We start from the raw sequence: 16692 nt of genomic DNA, 5'->3' as shown, positions 1-16692 counted from the left end.
CCCGGTAGGGAAAACGCATCGTGCCCGATGATTCGGAAGACGTTCCAACGACATATCCCTGTCAAAAACATGAGCGATATTTTCTGCCCTGGCCGTATTTACTGAAGACGTTTGCCTGTTGGGGATTTCCCCGTCCCGTTCCTGATTAGTTAAGAGGATTGCCAAATGAATCCCCGGAATTTGAAAATTTCTGTCAAATTGCTTGTCTCCCCCCTGATTTTTATTGTGGCCACACTTTTCCTTGGATACCTGGCCTATATGGACATGGAGGACAGCAGGCGGACAATGGAAGTCCTGAACAACAACGCCACCATGAAAACCGGGGCCGCCGTCCGCTTTCAGCGCGATCTGCTGGGATTTAACGGCAATCTGTATCAGTTGATCTCCCATGTGGGTGCCGGTGATACCGAGGAAAAACTGGCCAAGGAGCGGGCAGGCCTCAAGGGATATGCTGCGGGGGCCCAGAAAAGTCTGGCGGATTTTGTCGCCAGCAGCCGTTTCAATGCGGAAGAAAAGGCCCTGTTTGACAGGCTGACCGACGAACTGGCGCAATTTGTCGCCACCACGACGGCCGTTGTCGACATGACCAAGACCGACAGCAACAAGGCAGTGGCCATGATGAAAACCGCCGATGCCCAGTTCGGGAAACTGTATGAGACAATCAACACCATCACCGCCTTGTGGCAGAAGGAAAGCACGTCTTTCTATACCACTGCCGTGCAAAATACGGAGGATACTGTCAGTCAGTTTATTGTGATCGGCATCGTGGCCCTGTTGGTTGCGATGGTGCTGAACTTTCTGATGACCCGCCTGATCCGGGGGCCCATTGTTTCCATGACCGATGTCATGGCCAAACTGGCCGAGGGGGACCGGACGGTTGACGTTCCGGCGCAGGACCAGAAGGATGAAATCGGTGCCATGGCCCGGGCCGTGCAGATCTTCAAGGACACTGCGATCGAGCAGGAACGGCTTCGGGAAGAAGCGGCGCGAAACGCAGAGCGTCAGGCGGAGATGGAGCGTCAGTCCCGTGCCGAGGAAGAACAGCGGGCGGAAGAGGAACGCCGCCGGGAACAGGCTGAAAATCTTGAGAAACAGCGGCGCGCCGATGAGATTTCTGCCCTGATCGAGGATTTCGAACGTCAGGTTTCCGAGGTTCTGGAAACCGTGGCCGCCGCCGCGATGGAATTGCAGGATACCGCCAGTTCCATGTCCAGCACGGCGACCATGTCACAGGATCTGGCCACCGGGGTTGCCACGGCATCCACCGAAGCCTCCCAGAACGTGCAGACGGTGGCATCTGCGGCTGAGGAACTGACCTCCTCAATCAATGAAATCAGCCGTCAGGTTCAGCAGGCCAACAAGGTGTCCGAAAAGGCGGTTGTGGAAGCAAAGAACAGCACCGCTTCCGTCCAGACCCTTGCTGAAACTGCCAACAAGATCAGCGAAGTGGTCAATATGATTAATGATATTGCCGGTCAGACCAACCTGTTGGCCCTGAACGCCACCATCGAGGCCGCCCGCGCTGGCGAGGCCGGGAAAGGCTTTGCCGTGGTGGCCAGCGAGGTCAAGAGCCTGGCCACCCAGACCGCCCGGGCAACAGAGGAGATTGCATCCCAGATCGGCGATATGCAGACTGCCACCGGCGGTGCGGTGACGGCCATTGCCACCATCGATGATGTGATCAACAGCATCCGGGAATCCACGGTTAGCATTTCTTCTGCCATTGAGCAGCAAAGCGCCGCCACCAACGAGATTTCCCGAAATGTTCAGGAAGCCTCCAACGGCACCCGTGAAGTGTCCAGCAAGATTGAGACCGTGTCCGTGAAAGCCGGGGAAACCGGGGCGGCTGCGGCGCAGGTCCAGTCCGCCGCGCAGCGGCTGGATGAACTGTCCGGGCGCCTCAAATCAGGTATCGAGGGCTTCCTGACAAAGGTGCGGGCGGCCTAACCCCCACATCTGGAATGAGCCTTGCCCCGATGACGGGGCGAAGCGGGAAAACTGAAGGTCCCGGCGCGTATGTGCCGGGACTTTTTCTGTTTACTTTTCGCTGGGTAAAGCGGCTGGGTATGGTACCCTTGGGGTCCTTTTGAATTTGTACCATGTCAGTTGTTTGTATCGTGTTGTTGTCTTCCCGCCTGTTCCGCGCTGCCCTGTTCCCCGGTCTTGCCGTTGTCTTGCTGACCGCTTGTAAAACCCCGGAGAGTGAGAAAATCTCGCTGGCTACTGACGAGAGCGCTGCCTCGCTGGTCGCGCCGGATCACATGGCATCGGCCCTGTCCGCCGCGACGGGATACAGTCTTGGGGCCCGGTCCCATGATAAAAGACAAAGTCAGGTGGGGCTTTGTGCGGCGAAGATGCGATATACCGCCGAACAGATTGCCATGCTGTATTGCTGGAATTCCCGGAGTGAAAAAGAGGAACGCATTCAGGCATGGATCAATTTTTCCCGTCCCGAACACGGAAACCGGGTCTGGAAAATCAGCTTGAACATACCCGGTGATGCAGAGGAAAACGCCGATTTTATAGAGCGTCTGCACGAGAAATACGGCTCTCCAAGGGTGGTGAACCGTCCGCTCAGCATGAGTTGGGCGGCGAGCGATGTGTATCTGCGGGTACAGGAGGACAGGTTTGGCCTGCAACTGGAGTTGTGGGACCGAACCGGAATATGAGTTAGGTCTTTATAAGGGATGACAGGGAGGGAGTATGTTTTTAGAATACCGCTTTCGATTGATGTATCAGTTGGTGGGCGCAAATGACATTGGATGCTGAGGCGTGTTACAGGGCCGCAGACGGTTTGTTACGGGAAGTTCGGGACGATCGGGTGCAATACCTGTTGTCTTATTATCTGGAAATTCATCCCGGAAACCGAATGCCGGCGCGGTCCGATTTTGACCCGTTCCGGGTTCCTGCGGCGCTTCCTGAAATTGTTCTGGTGGATGTCGATCCGCAGCCCCTTCGGTTTCGGTTTCGGGTTGTGGGATCGGCTGTGTCCGACAGCATGGAACTTGACCCGACGGGCCGCTTTCTGGACGAGGTTTATCCGGGGATCGAGGAGAGATATCCCCATACGGATCGGGTTCGGGTGGTAGAAACCGGCCTGCCGGTGTACCGATATGGCCCGGCCAGCCTGCCTTACCGGACCGATTATCATGATCTGGAACGCCTTCATCTGCCCTTGTCGAAAGACGGCGCATCGGTGGATATGATCCTCAGCATCATGATCCACAATCCGCGATAGGGGTTTATTCCTCCTTGACGCCGGGAAGCCAGCCGGATGGGAAATCAACCAGTGGATCGCCGCTGTAATGGGTTTCCATGCGGAACATGTCACCGCGATAGAGATAATGCCCGCGGGACAGGATGGCATCGTCCCGGCTCAGGAAATAGCGGTCCATTTCCGCCACGGGGGCGGACAGGTCGCATTGCAGGATGCGGGCGGTTTCGTAATCGGCGACACCAACGGTCAGGCTCTGGTTGGCATCGGCAACGGCTTCCTGTGAATGGCGGCTGACCAGCTTGGCCACCGCTTCCCGCTCCAGCATGCCGTCCGGGAACCGGTCATAGATCTGCAGGGCCACATAGACATCCATCAGGCAGTAGGGAATGTCATTGTGACAGCGCAGTTTCCGAATTCGGACATAGTCGGGAAACGGATTGTACGGCCCCGCCAGATAGGGCGGCAGGGGGGCGGGTTCCGCCACCTCGATGATGCGGATGCTGTTTGCCGGAACGCGCAGCCCCTCGAACAGGGTATCGGCATTTTGCTGATCTGGGGGATCGGTCAGAGGGCTGTCCTTGGGCAGCACACTGGTGACAAAGGTTCCCCGGCCCCGGGTGGACTGGATCAGTCCTTCCTCTGACAGAAGGTTGAGGGCTTGCCGCACCGTGATACGCCCGACCTTGAATTCGTCACACAGCCGAGTGATGTTGGGCAGCCGCTCTCCCACTTTCCAGATTCCCTTCACAATCCGGCTGCGAATGACATTCGCCACCTTCAGATAGAGGGAAACCCGGGATGTATAGGCACTGTCAGAGGAACGCATCGGATCAATCCCAGTTGGGCGCACGCTTTTCAAGGAAGGCGGTAATGCCTTCGCGGGCATCGGCGCTTTTCAGGCAGATGTCCAGCTGTTCCCGCAGATAGGGAAGGGCCGCATCGAAGTCCATGTCTTCCTGTGCGTTAAAGGCGGCAAGGCCCTGCTGCATGGTTCCGGGGGCCAATGCGGCCAGGTCCCTTGCAATGGCGTCAACGGCGCTGTCCAGGTCGCTGATGGGGACGGATTTGTTGATCAGTCCGGCCTGCTCGGCCTCTTGGGCGGACAGGGCGTTGCCGCGCATGATGAAGTCCAGTCCCCGGCGCTTGTTCATGACCCGGAACAGGCTGGCCATGACCATGAAGGGCCAGATGCCGCGCTTGATTTCCGGCGCGGAAAACGTGGCGTGATCGGCGGCATAGGCATGGGTTGCGTTGCAGACCAGAAGCAGCGCCCCGGCCAGAACCGGGCCTTGAATGCGGGCGATGACCGGTTTGTTCAGGTGCCGGATACGAAGCGAGATGTCGTCGGTCTCCCCCCGTTTGGGAACATTGGAAACGGGGCCGCTTTCGCCGTTGCCGCTCATGGACCGAAGATCGCCGCCCGCGCAGAACACGTCGCCATTGGCGGCAAGGATCACCGCCCGGATGGACCGGGTTTCCGCCGCATAGTCGAGGGCATAGATCAACTCGTTGCTCATGACCGGGTTGATGGCGTTTTTCCGGTCGGGCCGGTTCAGGGTGATGGTCAGGATATGGTCCTGTTCCGCCAGTTCGATCGTGGTGAAGGTCAGGCCTTCCAGTGTCAGGGGTGTTTCACTCATCCTCAGGGTCCTTCTTGTTTTTCTTGTTTCAGGAGGCAATGCTGGCCGGCAGGGTAACAGGGCGGGAGCGGAGATATTCCCCCAGGGTCTTGGCTTGCCCATCGATGCGGTCGTTTGCGGCAACCCCTTCGCCCAGAATGCCGTAGATCATGAAGTTGACAGCCCGGATATTAGGCAGGTCAAAGCGCTTGACCTCGAACCCCTGAAGGTCGGGCAGCAGCTCTTTCAGGCGATCGGCGGTAAAGTGGTGATAGAGCCATGAATAGGCATCGTCGGTCTTGGCCCAGACGCCCACATTGGCCGCCCCGCCCTTGTCGCCGGAGCGGGTACCGAAGACCCGCCCGAACGGCAGGGTGGTGTTGGCACCGGTGGGCGGCGGGGGAATGTCTGCGGGCTGTTTCTGATAGTATTTTTCTTCCAGATCCAGTTGGCTGGTGGGCTGCACCGGCAGGGCCTGATCCCCCAGATGCACGGTTTCGGTAATGTGGCGGCTGTCCACCAGTGCAGGCCAGTGAATGATGAACGGCCCGCCCGCGCCGGGGCTGGTCCGCCCGGTAAAGCCGGGATAGGAAGCCAGCGCCAGTTCGATGATCTTGGCGGAAAAGACCCGGCCCACCAGCTTGGCATCGCTGGATCGGACGGCAATGCGCAGGCTGGCAAAGGCTTCCTCGTTGCGGGAGGGGGTTTCCTTGTCGGTGCGGATCAGGTCGATGGACACCTGATCAAAGGCCTCCTTGCCGCCAACCAGATCAAACAGGACATCGGTGAAGATTTTGGCTTTTTCCTCTACATCCAGTCCGGTGATCAGCAGTTCCATGCTGTTCCGGTATCCGCCCAGAATGTTCATGCAGACCTTGTGCTGCGGCGGCGGGTTGCTGCCCCGGCAGCCACTGACGCGGACCCGGTCCTCGCCCACCTGCTCGATGGACAGGGTATCGAAATGGGCAACCACATCCGGGTTCTTGTAGGCCGGATCATTGATTTCATAGAGAAGCTGTGCGGTGACCGTCCCGACGGAGACCAGACCGCCGGTTCCCGGATGCTTGGTGATGGTGAAGCTGCCATCGGCTTCCATCTCGGCAATGGGGTAGCCCATATTGTGGAAGGAGGGAACTTCCTGAAAAAAGGCGTAGTTGCCGCCGGTGACCTGTGTGCCGCATTCAATCAGGTGCCCGGCCGCGATGGCCCCGGCCAGTGCATCGAAATCATCCCGTTTCCAGCCGAATTTCCACGCCGCAGGCCCCATGACCACCGCCGCGTCGGTCACGCGGGGGGCAATCACGATATCGGCGCCCTGATCAAGGGCCTCCTTGATGCCCCAGCCGCCCAGGTAGGCGTTGGCCGTGGCGGGTCTCAGGCCACTGTCGGCAAGGGCCTTGCCGGTGTCGATGTTGGAAAAGCTCTCTCCGTCTGTGGTCAGGCCCTTCAGGCGGGGGATCAGGTCATCACCGTCGATCCATGCCACCTTGCAATCCAGCCCGAGTTCGGCGGCGATGGCCTCGACCGCGTCGGCCATGCCTTTCGGGTTCAGGCCACCGGCGTTGGTGACGATCTTGATCCCCTTTTCCAGACAGGGTTTCAGGACATCCTGAACCTGTTTCAGGAAAGTACCCACATAGCCTTCCTCGGGGTTCTTCATTTTCTTGGAAAACAGGATCGACATGGTCAGTTCGGCAAGATAGTCGCCGGTCAGGACATCAATGGGCCCGCCTTTGACCATGTCCCGCGCGGCAGACAGCTTGTCGCCGTAAAACCCGCTGCAATTGGCAATTCTGAGAATATCTGTTGTTGGTGTCGCCATGATGTTGTCCCCTCCCCGACTGGTGCCGTGGTTTTTGTTGTTTTTTTAAAAGTACTATAGTTAGAACTTTTGTAAAGAGGCATATTCGGGAGGGGGAATTCAGACAAGCCATTCAAGGCCAAGGGCCAGCCCGGCAGAGAGCGCCAGCACGGCCAAAAGGGGCAGTTTTCGGATCAACAGAAGATAGCCGGACAGCAGGGCAAGACCCATGGCGGTCAGGTTGGCGGTTCCCATATCCGGTTGATAGACCTGCAAGGGGCCCCAATGGATGAGGTCAACCCGGCTGAAAAAGACATGCAGGGCGAACCACAGGCTCAGGTTCAGGATGACCCCGACCACGGCGGCGGTGATGGCATCAAGGGCCGATTTCAGGCGCGGTTGACCCGAAATCCATTCGATATAGGGGGCGCCGGCGAAAATCCACAGGAAACAGGGAGCAAACGTGGCCCAGAGGGTCACCACGGCCCCGGCAATCGCAAGGCCCCATGACCCGCCGTCGGAAGCCTGATAGGCGGACAGGAAGCCGACAAATTCGGTTACCAGAATAAGCGGCCCCGGCGTTGTTTCCGCAAGGCCGAGGGCATCGACCATCTGCGCCGCCTGCAACCAGCCGTGCTGGTCCACCACTTCCTGCCCCATATAGGCCAGCACCGCATAGGCACCGCCAAAGGTGACCACCGCCAGTTTCGAGAAAAACCACGCCAGCCCGGCCAGAATATGGTCTGGCCCCAGCAACAGGGCGAGCAAGGCCAGCGGCCCCACCCAGATAAGAAGCCAGACCAGTATGGTTTTCAGCGTATGAAGCGGCCGGACAAGCGGGGCGGTGGGGGTAACAGGCGCGTCTGGCCCCGGCCGGAGGAAGCCGATCACGCCCGCGATGATCACCAGAACCGGAAAGGGCAGGCCCAGCAGGAAAATACCGGCAAGGGATAGCCCTGCGATTATCCAGTGGTCGGCCCCGTGCAGGGCCCGTTTGCTGATCTTGATCAGGGCCTGCACCACAATCACAAGGACGGCGGCCTTGACCCCAAGGAACAGGCCTTGCACCAGGGGCACATCCCCGATCGCCGCATAAAGGGCGGCCAGCACCAGAATGACAAGGGCACCGGGAATGACAAACAGAAGGCCGGATAACAGTCCGCCCACAACCCCGTGCAATCGCCAGCCGGAATAGGTGGCCAGTTGCATCGCCTCTGGCCCCGGCAGCAACATGCAGAAGTTGAGCGCGGCCAGATACTGCCGTTCGGTCAGCCACTTGCGTTCCTCCACCAGAACCTGATGCATCAGGGCGATTTGCGCGGCGGGACCCCCGAAAGACAGCAGGCCGATGCGGCCAAAGGCTTGAAACAAATCGCCAAGGGTTGCAGCTTTTTCCGGGGAACAGGGGGGAGAAACGGTCACGAAATCAGTCTCCTTGCACGTCGGGTCATTGGGGGGAAAGTGGACCGGACTGTCAACCTTTTATCGGGCGGTTTTCGGTAAATCCGGACGGGGCGCGGGGCAGGCCGACCTGTTCGGAGTATGGGTGCTGCCTGTTTCAAAAATATTTCAATCTTAAAATTTTAACCTTGAAATGATTTTTTTCATCTGTCACAGTTTTTCCTCAATTATAAAAAAATGATGGGTGAGGGATGAAAGTTGTATGCTTGGGGGGCGGTCCTTCCGGCCTGTATTTCGCGATCAGCATGAAACTGCGCGACCCGTCCTCTGAGGTCACGGTGATAGAGCGAAACCGCCCCGATGACACCTTTGGCTGGGGGGTGGTCCTGTCGGACGAGACACTGGACAATCTTCATGAAAATGACCCTGTCAGCGCCGCCGCCATTCGCGAGCATTTTGCCTATTGGGATGATATTGCCGTTGTACACAAGGGGGTGCGGACGGTTTCCACCGGTCACGGATTTTGCGGTATTGGCCGCAAGCAGCTTTTGGTCCTGTTGCAGGAACGGGCCCGCGCGCTTGGGGTGGATATCCGCTTTGAAACCGAGGTGGAGGATATCGACGCCTATATGCGGGACTATGATCTGGTGGTCGCCGCCGATGGCCTGAACTCGAAGGCCCGCAGCCAGTTTGCCGATCAGTTCAAGCCGGATATCGATGTGCGGAAATGCAAGTTTGTCTGGCTTGGCACCCATCAGAAATTTGACGATGCCTTCACCTTCATTTTCGAGAAGACGGAGCATGGCTGGGTGTGGGCCCACGCCTACCAGTTCGATGACGATACGGCGACCTTCATTGTTGAATGTTCGGAAGAAACGTTTGAGCGGTTCGGGTTCGCCAGCCTGAACCAGCAGGAATCCATTGCCCTGTGTGAGCGAATTTTCGAGAAGCATCTGGGCGGTCATGCCCTGATGACCAATGCCAATCATATTCGGGGGTCCGCGTGGATCAATTTCCCGCGGGTGCTGTGTGAACGCTGGTCCTATCGCAATCTGGTGCTGATGGGGGATGCGGCGGCCAGTGCCCATTTCTCCATCGGGTCGGGGACCAAGCTGGCGCTGGAAAGCGCCATTGCACTGGCCGACTATATCGATCGGGAGGGGAACCTGCCCGCCGCCTTCGACAAATACGAGGATACCCGCCGCACCGAGGTGCTGAAATTGCAGTCCGCCGCCCGCAACTCCCTTGAATGGTTCGAAGAGGTGGAGCGGTATCTGGATCTGGACCCGGTGCAGTTCAATTATTCCCTGCTGACCCGGTCGCAGCGGATTTCCCACGAGAACCTGCGCCTTCGGGACGGAGCGTGGCTGGACGGGGCGGAACGCTGGTACCAGAAACAGGCCGGTGCCCCGGACACGGCCCTGAACCGTCCGCCCATGTTTGCCCCGTATCGGTTGCGGGGCATGACCCTGAAAAACCGCATCGTGGTGTCCCCCATGGCGCAATACAAGGCGGTGGACGGATGCCCGACCGATTGGCATCTGGTGCATTATGGCGAGCGGGCCAAGGGCGGGGCCGGACTGGTTTATGTGGAGATGACCTGCGTCAGCGCGGAAGGGCGGATCACGCCGGGTTGTCCGGGCCTCTATACGGATGAGCAGGCCCGCGCCTGGAAACGCATCACGGATTTTGTCCATGCGGAAAGCGAGGCCAAAATCTGTGTCCAGTTGGGGCATTCCGGCCCCAAGGGATCGACACAGGTTGGGTGGGAGGAAATGGACGCCCCGCTGATGGAGGGGAACTGGCCCCTGTTGGCCGCCTCCGAGGTGCCGTGGTCGGATCAGAACCAGACCCCCCACGCCATGAACCGGCAGGACATGGATCAGGTCATCGGTCAGTTCGTCGAGGCCACCAAACGGGCCGAGGCCGCTGGCTTTGACATGGTGGAACTTCACTGCGCCCACGGTTATCTGCTGTCGTCCTTCATCACGCCGCTGACCAACCGGCGGACCGATGAGTATGGCGGGTCCTTGGAAAACCGCATGCGCTTCCCGCTGGAGGTGTTTGCCGCCGTCCGGGCCGTCTGGCCGGAGGACAAGCCGGTTTCCGTTCGGATCTCGGCCAATGACTGGGTCGGAGAGGCAGGCGTAACCCCGGAAGAAGCCGTTGAAATCGCCCGGATGCTGAAAGCGGCGGGTGTGGATATCTGCGATGTTTCCGCCGGTCAGACCTCGAAACAGGCGAAGCCGGTTTATGGCCGCATGTTCCAGACCCCATTTTCAGACCGCATCCGGAACGAAGCCCATATGGCGACCATGGCGGTCGGGAATATCTACGAGCCGGACCATGTCAATTCCATCCTGCTGGCAGGGCGGGCCGATCTGGTCTGTCTGGCCCGGCCGCATCTGTCCAATCCCTATTGGACGCTGCATGCGGCGGCGGCGTTTGGCGATATGAACACTCACTGGCCCAAACCTTACGGGCCGGGGGCGGACCAGATGCGCCGTCTGGCGGAACGCGGGGAAACCGCAACAATGAAGGTATGATGTAAAATGACACAGCTTGAACAGAAACACGCCCTGGTCACAGGCGGTGGGTCGGGGGTTGGGGAGGCCATCGCCCTTCGCCTTGCAAAGGCCGGGGCACGCGTGACGGTTGCCGGCAGACGCCGTGCGGAATTGGATCGCACGGCGGACCGTCACGTCAATATTCAGGCTGTCCCGGCGGATGTGACCGATGCGGCCTCGCTGGCCGCACTGGTGGAAACCGCCTCGGCCACATTTGGCCCTATCACCATTGCGGTGGCCAATGCGGGGGCCGCGGACAGTGTGCCCTTCTCAAAAATGACCGAGGATCACTGGCTATCCACGCTGGATGTGAACCTGAGCGGCGTCTATCGCACCTTTCAGGCGACCCTCCCAGCCATGCAGGACGCCGGATGGGGGCGGCTGGTTGCCATTGCCTCCACGGCGGGATTGAAGGGATACGGGTATGTGACCGCCTATTGTGCAGCAAAGCACGGGGTTGTGGGTCTGACCCGGGCGCTGGCGCTGGAACTGGCGACGCGGGGGATTACGGTGAACGCGGTATGCCCCGGCTATACGGAAACGCCGCTTCTGGAAAAATCCCTTGAAACGATCATGAGCAAGACCGGCATGAGCCGGGAAGCCGCCGTCAAAAGCCTGACCGCCAGCAACCCGATGGGCCGGTTTGTCCAGCCGGACGAGGTTGCCGAGGCGGTTTTGTGGCTGTGCGGGGAGAATTCCGGGGCGGTGACCGGGCAGGCCCTGTCCATCTCGGGAGGCGAGATATGATCAATCTGGCGACGGACGAAGCGGTGGAAAATCACGGGGATGAAGGGGACAAGCAGCGCCTTCGCCTGTGGCTGCGCCTTCTGAAGGTCTCCCGGTATATCGAGGGGGAATTGCGGGAACGCCTGCGCAAGGAATATGCCACGACCCTGCCCCGCTTTGACGTGATGAGCGCCCTTTATCGCGCCGAAAAGGGCCTGAAAATGAGTGAATTGTCGGCGGCCCTGATGGTGTCGAACGGCAATGTGACCGGGATTATCGAGCGCCTTGTCGCCGAGGGACTGGTCCTCAGGGAGCCGCTTCCCGGCGACCGGCGGGTCATGCTGGTGCTGCTGACCCCGGAAGGCCGGGAAAAATTCAGGGACATGGCGCTGGTCCATCAGGGATGGGTCAGTGAACTTCTAAAAAACATCAATGCCCGGGATGCCGCCACCATCTGCGACATTCTGGATGTGAAACTTGTTCGGACCAGTGCCGGGCGCGAGGGAGAAAAAGAATGAGAAAAATGGCAGGCCTCAAGCCGCAACATTTCAAATGGCGGATGCAGGGCACGGTTGCCCTTGTCCAGCTTGACAACCCGGAACGGAAAAACCCGCTCACCTTCGACAGTTATGCCGAGCTTCGCGATACCTTCCGCGACCTGCATTACGCCGAGGATGTGGAGGCCGTGGTCTTTCTGCCCAATGGGGGGAATTTCTGCTCTGGCGGCGATGTGCATGACATTATCGGTCCGCTTACCCGGATGGACATGAAGGAATTGCTGGCCTTTACCCGCATGACCGGGGATCTGGTGAAAGCCATGCTCAATTGCGGCAAGCCGATCCTGTCGGCGGTGGATGGGGTGGCCGTTGGGGCCGGGGCCATCATCACCATGGCCTCCGACATGCGGATCGCCACGCCCGGTGCCAAGACCGCCTTTCTGTTCACCCGTGTGGGGCTGGCGGGCTGTGACATGGGGGCCTGTGCCATCCTGCCGCGCCTGATCGGTCAGGGACGGGCCGCGGATCTTCTGTATACAGGCCGGGCCATGTCCGCCGAGGAAGGGGAGCGGTGGGGCTATTACAGCCGTCTGGTGGATGCCGCCGATCTGGAACGGACCGCGCTGGACATGGCGGCCCGGATTACCGAGGGGCCCAATTTCGCCCATTCCATCACCAAGACCCAACTGAACCATGAATGGAACCTCAGTCTGGAGCAGGCCATTGAGGCAGAGGCACAGGCACAGGCCATCTGTATGCAGACACAGGATTTCCACCGTGCCTATCATGCCTTTGTGGCCAAGGAAAAACCTGTCTTCGAGGGGAACTGACACATGGCGGATAAAAGTTTTCTTCACTGGCCCTTTTTCGAGGATCGCCACCGGGACCTGGCGGAAAAGCTGGAAAATTGGTGCCAGCAGAACCTGCCCGTGGATCACAGCGATGTGGACCAGGCTTGTAAAACCCTTGTTGCCCGGTTGGGAGAGGCCGGCTGGCTGCGTCATTCGGCGATCGATCCGGACAATCCGGGGGTTCTGGATGTGCGGTCCTTATGCATTTTAAGGGAAACACTGGCCCGGCATGACGGACTGGCGGATTTTGCCTTTGCCATGCAGGGACTTGGCACTGGCGCGATCAGCCTGTTCGGAACGGAAGAGCAGCGGAATTGGCTGCGGAAAACGCGAGAGGGCAAGGCCCTGTCCGCTTTTGCGCTGAGTGAGCCGAAATCGGGATCGGACGTGGCCAATATGGACATGACGGCGGTTCGCGACGGGGATGAATTTATTCTGAACGGCGAGAAAACATGGATTTCCAACGGCGGTATTGCCGATGTTTACTGCGTTTTTGCCCGCACCGGTGAAGCGCCGGGCGCGAAGGGCATTTCCGCTTTTGTGGTGCCGGCGGACCTGCCCGGTTTTTCCATCAAGGAACGGCTGCATGTAATCGCGCCCCATCCACTGGCGACCCTGTCGTTCGAGAATGTCCGCATTCCGGCATCCAGCCTGATCGGCGAGGCCGGGCAGGGCTTTCGGATTGCCATGTCGGTTCTGGATGTGTTCCGGGCCACGGTCGGGGCGGCGGCGCTGGGCTTTGCCCGCCGGGCACTGGATGAAACGGTGGCCCGTGTACAGGATCGGTCCCTGTTTGGCGCGCCTTTGTTTGACCTGCAGATGGTGCAGGGGCATGTGGCGGATATGGCGCTGGACGTGGATGCGGCGGCGCTGCTGGTGTACCGGGCGGCGTGGACCAAGGACAGCGGGGCCCCCCGTGTCACCCGCGAGGCGGCCATGGCGAAACTCTATGCCACGGATCGGGCACAGGAGGTGATCGACAAGGCCGTGCAAATTCACGGCGGCGACGGGGTCCGGCAGGGATCTGTGGTGGAAGGCCTGTACCGGGAGATACGGGCGCTGCGGATTTATGAGGGGGCGTCTGACGTACAGAAGGTGGTGATTGCCCGACAGACAATGGGGAGATAACAGGATGGGACCAACCGCTCATATCGATACATTTGCAAGGGATAACCTCCCCCCGATCGAGCAATGGCCGGAAATCAATCATGACATGTTTGATTATCCGGAATACATCAATGCCGCGGTCGAATTGACGGACCGCATGGTCGAGCGGGGATATGGGGATCATACGGCGCTGATTGGGAACGGCCGCCGCAGGACCTATAAGGAACTGTCCGACTGGACCAACCGGCTGGCCCATGCGCTGGTCGAGGATTACGGAATACAGCCCGGCAACCGGGTGCTGATCCGCTCTGCCAACAATCCGGCCATGGTGGCCTGCTGGCTGGCGGCGACAAAGGCCGGGGCGGTGGTTGTGAATACCATGCCCATGCTGCGCACCGGGGAACTGGCCAAGATCATCGACAAGGCGGAAATCGGGCTGGCCCTGTGTGATACCCGCCTTCTGGAAGATCTGGAACCCTGTCTGGAAGGCAGCCGGTTCCTGAAAAAAGTGGTCGGCTTTGACGGTACGGCCAATTTTGATGCGGAACTGGACCGTATTGCCCTGAACAAGCCGGTCCGTTTTGATGCGGTGCGGACGGGCCGGGATGATGTGGCGCTGCTGGGCTTTACGTCCGGCACCACCGGCGAGCCAAAGGCGACCATGCATTTCCACCGGGATCTTCTGATCATTGCCGATGGTTACGCCCGCGAGGTTCTGGGGGTCACGCCCGAGGATATCTTTGTCGGCTCGCCGCCGCTGGCCTTTACCTTTGGTCTTGGTGGCCTTGCCATTTTCCCGCTGCGGTTCGGGGCGGCGGCCACCCTGCTGGAAAAGGCGGCTCCGCCGGACATGATCCATATCATTGAGACCTATAAGGCGACCATCTGCTTCACGGCGCCCACCGCCTATCGGGTGATGATGAAAGCCATGGAGGAGGGGGCCGACCTGTCATCGCTTCGGGCGGCGGTATCGGCCGGGGAAACCCTGCCGGCGCCGGTCTACGAGGAATGGCTGGAGAAAACCGGCAAGCCCATGCTGGATGGGATCGGGGCCACGGAAATGCTGCATATCTTCATTTCCAACCGGTTCGGGGATTCCCGGCCCGCCTGTACCGGCAAACCGGTGCGGGGCTACGAAGCCCGGATCGTCAATGACAGGATGGAGGATGTCCCGGACGGGGAGGTGGGACGCCTTGCGGTGCGCGGGCCAACCGGGTGCCGGTATCTGGCCGACGGTAGGCAGCGGAACTATGTGCGGGACGGGTGGAACCTGACCGGGGACAGTTTTATCCGGGATGCGGACGGTTATTATCATTTTGCCGCCCGGTCCGATGACATGATCGTTTCATCCGGTTATAACATCGCCGGTCCCGAAGTGGAGGCCGCCCTGCTTGCCCACGAGGCGGTTGCCGAATGTGCGGTGATCGGTGTCCCGGACGAGGAACGCGGCCAGATTGTCGAGGCCCATATTGTCCTGAATGCGGGGCATGACGGGGATGCGGCCCAGATCAAGGTCCTGCAGGATCATGTGAAGGCGTCACTGGCCCCGTTCAAGTATCCGCGTTCGGTTCGCTTTGTGGGTGAATTGCCAAAAACGCAAACGGGTAAAATACAAAGATTTCGGTTGCGCGAAGGGCAGGCGTGACTGCACTCTGGACGGATTGTTGCTGTTGCCCTCTTTAAAGCCGTTGGGAAAACGGTTCAGTCATAATCAGATGGGAGATGTTAGATGAAGAAAACGGGTATTTTGAAGGCGGGCCTTGTCGGTCTGTCCATGTGTCTTGCGGGGACCGCTGCGGCGGAACCGGTGAAGGTTGGAATGATCACCACCCTGTCCGGCGGCGGGGCCGGTTTGGGTGTGGATGTGCGGGACGGCTTCATGCTGGCGGTCAAGCAATCCGGGAATAAGGATCTGGAAGTTGTGATCGAGGATGATGCGCGCAAGCCGGCGCTGGCCGTCCAGATTGCCGACAAGATGATCCAGAGCGAAAAGGTCGATATCCTGACCGGGATCATCTGGTCCAATCTGGCCATGGCCGTGATCCCCAGCACCGTGTCACAGGGCAAATTCTACATTTCCCCGAACGCGGGTCCGTCCCAGTTGGCCGGCAAGGGCTGTAACGCCAACTATTTCAACGCGGCCTACCAGAACGACAACCTGCATGAAGGCATGGGCGCCTACGCCACCAAGGCCGGGTACCAGAAAACCTTTATCATGGCTCCCAACTATCCGGCGGGTAAAGACTCCCTGACCGGTTTCAAGCGGTTCTACAAGGGTGAACTGGCAGGCGAGGTTTATACCAAGCTGGGCCAGACCGATTACGCCGCTGAAATTGCCCAGATCCGGGCCTCCGGTGCAGACAGTGTGTTTGTCTTCCTGCCGGGTGGCATGGGCATCGCCTTCATGAAGCAATATGCCCAGTCTGGTGTTTTCAAGCCGGTGATGGGTCCTGCCTTCTCGTTTGATCAGGGCATTCTTCAGGCTGTTGGCCAGAACGCTGTGGGCGTGAAGAACTCTTCTCACTGGTCCAAGGATCTGGATGTGCCGGGCAACAAGGAATTTGTTGAAAGCTTCCAGGCTGAATTTGGCCGTCTGCCTTCCCTTTATGCGGTGCAGGGGTTCGATGCGGCAAACCTGATCCTGTCCGCCATGAGCAAGGCCGACGTCAATGACAAGGAAGCCTTCCGGGCGGCCCTGAAAGAGGCGGATATCCAGTCCCCGCGTGGTGCGTTCAAGTTCAACAAGAACAACCACCCGATCCAGAACATCTATGTTCGTGAAGTGATCAAGGAAGGGGATATCTATACCAACAAGATCGACAGTCTGGCCCTTGAAAACCATCAGGATGCCTACGCTGACGAATGCAAGATGTAATCCTGCCTTTTCGTGCCGGGACGCCGTCCTA

The 16692-nt window shown here is 59.3% G+C and carries 14 protein-coding genes; 10 read left to right on the top strand and 4 right to left on the bottom strand.

The window, feature by feature from the left end:
• The first annotated feature begins 165 nt into the window (after positions 1 to 165).
• The 3 genes from FQB27_RS00420 to FQB27_RS00410 all read left to right on the top strand — a co-directional run bounded on the left by FQB27_RS00420 (position 166) and on the right by FQB27_RS00410 (position 3238).
• Positions 166 to 1947 (top strand): methyl-accepting chemotaxis protein, encoded by a 1782-nt coding sequence (locus tag FQB27_RS00420; protein WP_277345996.1) that lies wholly within the window; start codon positions 166 to 168, stop codon positions 1945 to 1947.
• A 152-nt stretch (positions 1948 to 2099) separates the two neighbouring features.
• A complete protein-coding gene (locus FQB27_RS00415) occupies positions 2100 to 2669 on the top strand; it encodes a hypothetical protein (RefSeq protein ID WP_169558904.1) in 570 nt (189 codons plus the stop codon).
• 83 nt (positions 2670 to 2752) lie between these two features.
• A complete protein-coding gene (locus FQB27_RS00410) occupies positions 2753 to 3238 on the top strand; it encodes a PAS domain-containing protein (protein ID WP_169558903.1) in 486 nt (161 codons plus the stop codon).
• Between the two features lie 4 nt (positions 3239 to 3242).
• Here the strand turns inward: FQB27_RS00410 and FQB27_RS00405 are convergent, their stop codons facing one another.
• From FQB27_RS00405 to chrA, 4 genes are all read right to left on the bottom strand, one after another.
• A complete protein-coding gene (locus tag FQB27_RS00405) occupies positions 3243 to 4043 on the bottom strand; it encodes a GntR family transcriptional regulator (protein ID WP_169558902.1) in 801 nt (266 codons plus the stop codon).
• A 4-nt stretch (positions 4044 to 4047) separates the two neighbouring features.
• The gene (locus tag FQB27_RS00400) at positions 4048 to 4857 is read right to left on the bottom strand and encodes an enoyl-CoA hydratase/isomerase family protein (RefSeq protein ID WP_169558901.1); all 810 of its coding nucleotides are present in this window, start codon (positions 4855 to 4857) and stop codon (positions 4048 to 4050) included.
• Positions 4858 to 4885: 28 nt separating this feature from the next.
• Positions 4886 to 6658, bottom strand: a complete 1773-nt coding sequence (locus tag FQB27_RS00395) for an acyclic terpene utilization AtuA family protein (protein ID WP_169558900.1) — start codon at positions 6656 to 6658, stop codon at positions 4886 to 4888.
• Positions 6659 to 6757: 99 nt separating this feature from the next.
• Positions 6758 to 8059, bottom strand: coding sequence for a chromate efflux transporter (gene chrA / locus FQB27_RS00390; RefSeq protein WP_169558899.1), 1302 nt, complete (start codon positions 8057 to 8059; stop codon positions 6758 to 6760).
• Positions 8060 to 8289: 230 nt separating this feature from the next.
• Here chrA and FQB27_RS00385 point away from each other — a divergent pair, with 230 nt between their 5' ends.
• The 7 genes from FQB27_RS00385 (at position 8290) to FQB27_RS00355 (ending at position 16661) form a co-directional block, all read left to right on the top strand.
• Complete coding sequence (locus FQB27_RS00385; RefSeq protein WP_169558898.1) at positions 8290 to 10584, top strand: bifunctional salicylyl-CoA 5-hydroxylase/oxidoreductase; 2295 nt, start codon at positions 8290 to 8292, stop codon at positions 10582 to 10584.
• 6 nt (positions 10585 to 10590) lie between these two features.
• Positions 10591 to 11352, top strand: coding sequence for an SDR family NAD(P)-dependent oxidoreductase (locus tag FQB27_RS00380; protein ID WP_169558897.1), 762 nt, complete (start codon positions 10591 to 10593; stop codon positions 11350 to 11352).
• Positions 11349 to 11849, top strand: a complete 501-nt coding sequence (locus FQB27_RS00375; protein WP_169558896.1) for a MarR family winged helix-turn-helix transcriptional regulator — start codon at positions 11349 to 11351, stop codon at positions 11847 to 11849. Before FQB27_RS00380 ends, FQB27_RS00375 begins: the two co-directional genes overlap by 4 nt.
• Entirely contained in the window at positions 11846 to 12658 is an 813-nt protein-coding gene (locus FQB27_RS00370; protein WP_169558895.1) for an enoyl-CoA hydratase family protein, read from the top strand. The genes FQB27_RS00375 and FQB27_RS00370 overlap by 4 nt, the downstream gene beginning before the upstream one ends.
• A gap of 3 nt (positions 12659 to 12661) precedes the next feature.
• Positions 12662 to 13807, top strand: coding sequence for an acyl-CoA dehydrogenase family protein (locus FQB27_RS00365; RefSeq protein ID WP_169558894.1), 1146 nt, complete (start codon positions 12662 to 12664; stop codon positions 13805 to 13807).
• Positions 13808 to 13811: 4 nt separating this feature from the next.
• Entirely contained in the window at positions 13812 to 15431 is a 1620-nt protein-coding gene (locus FQB27_RS00360; RefSeq protein ID WP_169558893.1) for an AMP-binding protein, read from the top strand.
• Positions 15432 to 15515: 84 nt separating this feature from the next.
• Positions 15516 to 16661 (top strand): ABC transporter substrate-binding protein, encoded by a 1146-nt coding sequence (locus tag FQB27_RS00355; RefSeq protein WP_169558892.1) that lies wholly within the window; start codon positions 15516 to 15518, stop codon positions 16659 to 16661.
• The last annotated feature ends 31 nt before the right edge of the window (positions 16662 to 16692 follow it).

It is taken from the genome of Sneathiella chinensis (genome assembly GCF_012720115.1).
Classification (GTDB): Bacteria; Pseudomonadota; Alphaproteobacteria; order Sneathiellales; family Sneathiellaceae; genus Sneathiella; species Sneathiella chinensis.
This window is presented reverse-complemented; position numbering and strand designations above follow the sequence as displayed.

What these genes read in the sequence shown, in the direction of transcription:
- FQB27_RS00420 (WP_277345996.1), top strand. Translation starts at nt 166, where the DNA reads ATGAATCCCCGGAATTTGAAAATTTCTGTCAAATTGCTTGTCTCCCCC.
- FQB27_RS00415 (WP_169558904.1), top strand. Translation starts at nt 2,100, where the DNA reads ATGTCAGTTGTTTGTATCGTGTTGTTGTCTTCCCGCCTGTTCCGCGCT.
- FQB27_RS00410 (WP_169558903.1), top strand. Translation starts at nt 2,753, where the DNA reads ATGACATTGGATGCTGAGGCGTGTTACAGGGCCGCAGACGGTTTGTTA.
- FQB27_RS00405 (WP_169558902.1), bottom strand. Translation starts at nt 4,043, where the DNA reads ATGCGTTCCTCTGACAGTGCCTATACATCCCGGGTTTCCCTCTATCTG.
- FQB27_RS00400 (WP_169558901.1), bottom strand. Translation starts at nt 4,857, where the DNA reads ATGAGTGAAACACCCCTGACACTGGAAGGCCTGACCTTCACCACGATC.
- FQB27_RS00395 (WP_169558900.1), bottom strand. Translation starts at nt 6,658, where the DNA reads ATGGCGACACCAACAACAGATATTCTCAGAATTGCCAATTGCAGCGGG.
- FQB27_RS00385 (WP_169558898.1), top strand. Translation starts at nt 8,290, where the DNA reads ATGAAAGTTGTATGCTTGGGGGGCGGTCCTTCCGGCCTGTATTTCGCG.
- FQB27_RS00380 (WP_169558897.1), top strand. Translation starts at nt 10,591, where the DNA reads ATGACACAGCTTGAACAGAAACACGCCCTGGTCACAGGCGGTGGGTCG.
- FQB27_RS00375 (WP_169558896.1), top strand. Translation starts at nt 11,349, where the DNA reads ATGATCAATCTGGCGACGGACGAAGCGGTGGAAAATCACGGGGATGAA.
- FQB27_RS00370 (WP_169558895.1), top strand. Translation starts at nt 11,846, where the DNA reads ATGAGAAAAATGGCAGGCCTCAAGCCGCAACATTTCAAATGGCGGATG.
- FQB27_RS00365 (WP_169558894.1), top strand. Translation starts at nt 12,662, where the DNA reads ATGGCGGATAAAAGTTTTCTTCACTGGCCCTTTTTCGAGGATCGCCAC.
- FQB27_RS00360 (WP_169558893.1), top strand. Translation starts at nt 13,812, where the DNA reads ATGGGACCAACCGCTCATATCGATACATTTGCAAGGGATAACCTCCCC.
- FQB27_RS00355 (WP_169558892.1), top strand. Translation starts at nt 15,516, where the DNA reads ATGAAGAAAACGGGTATTTTGAAGGCGGGCCTTGTCGGTCTGTCCATG.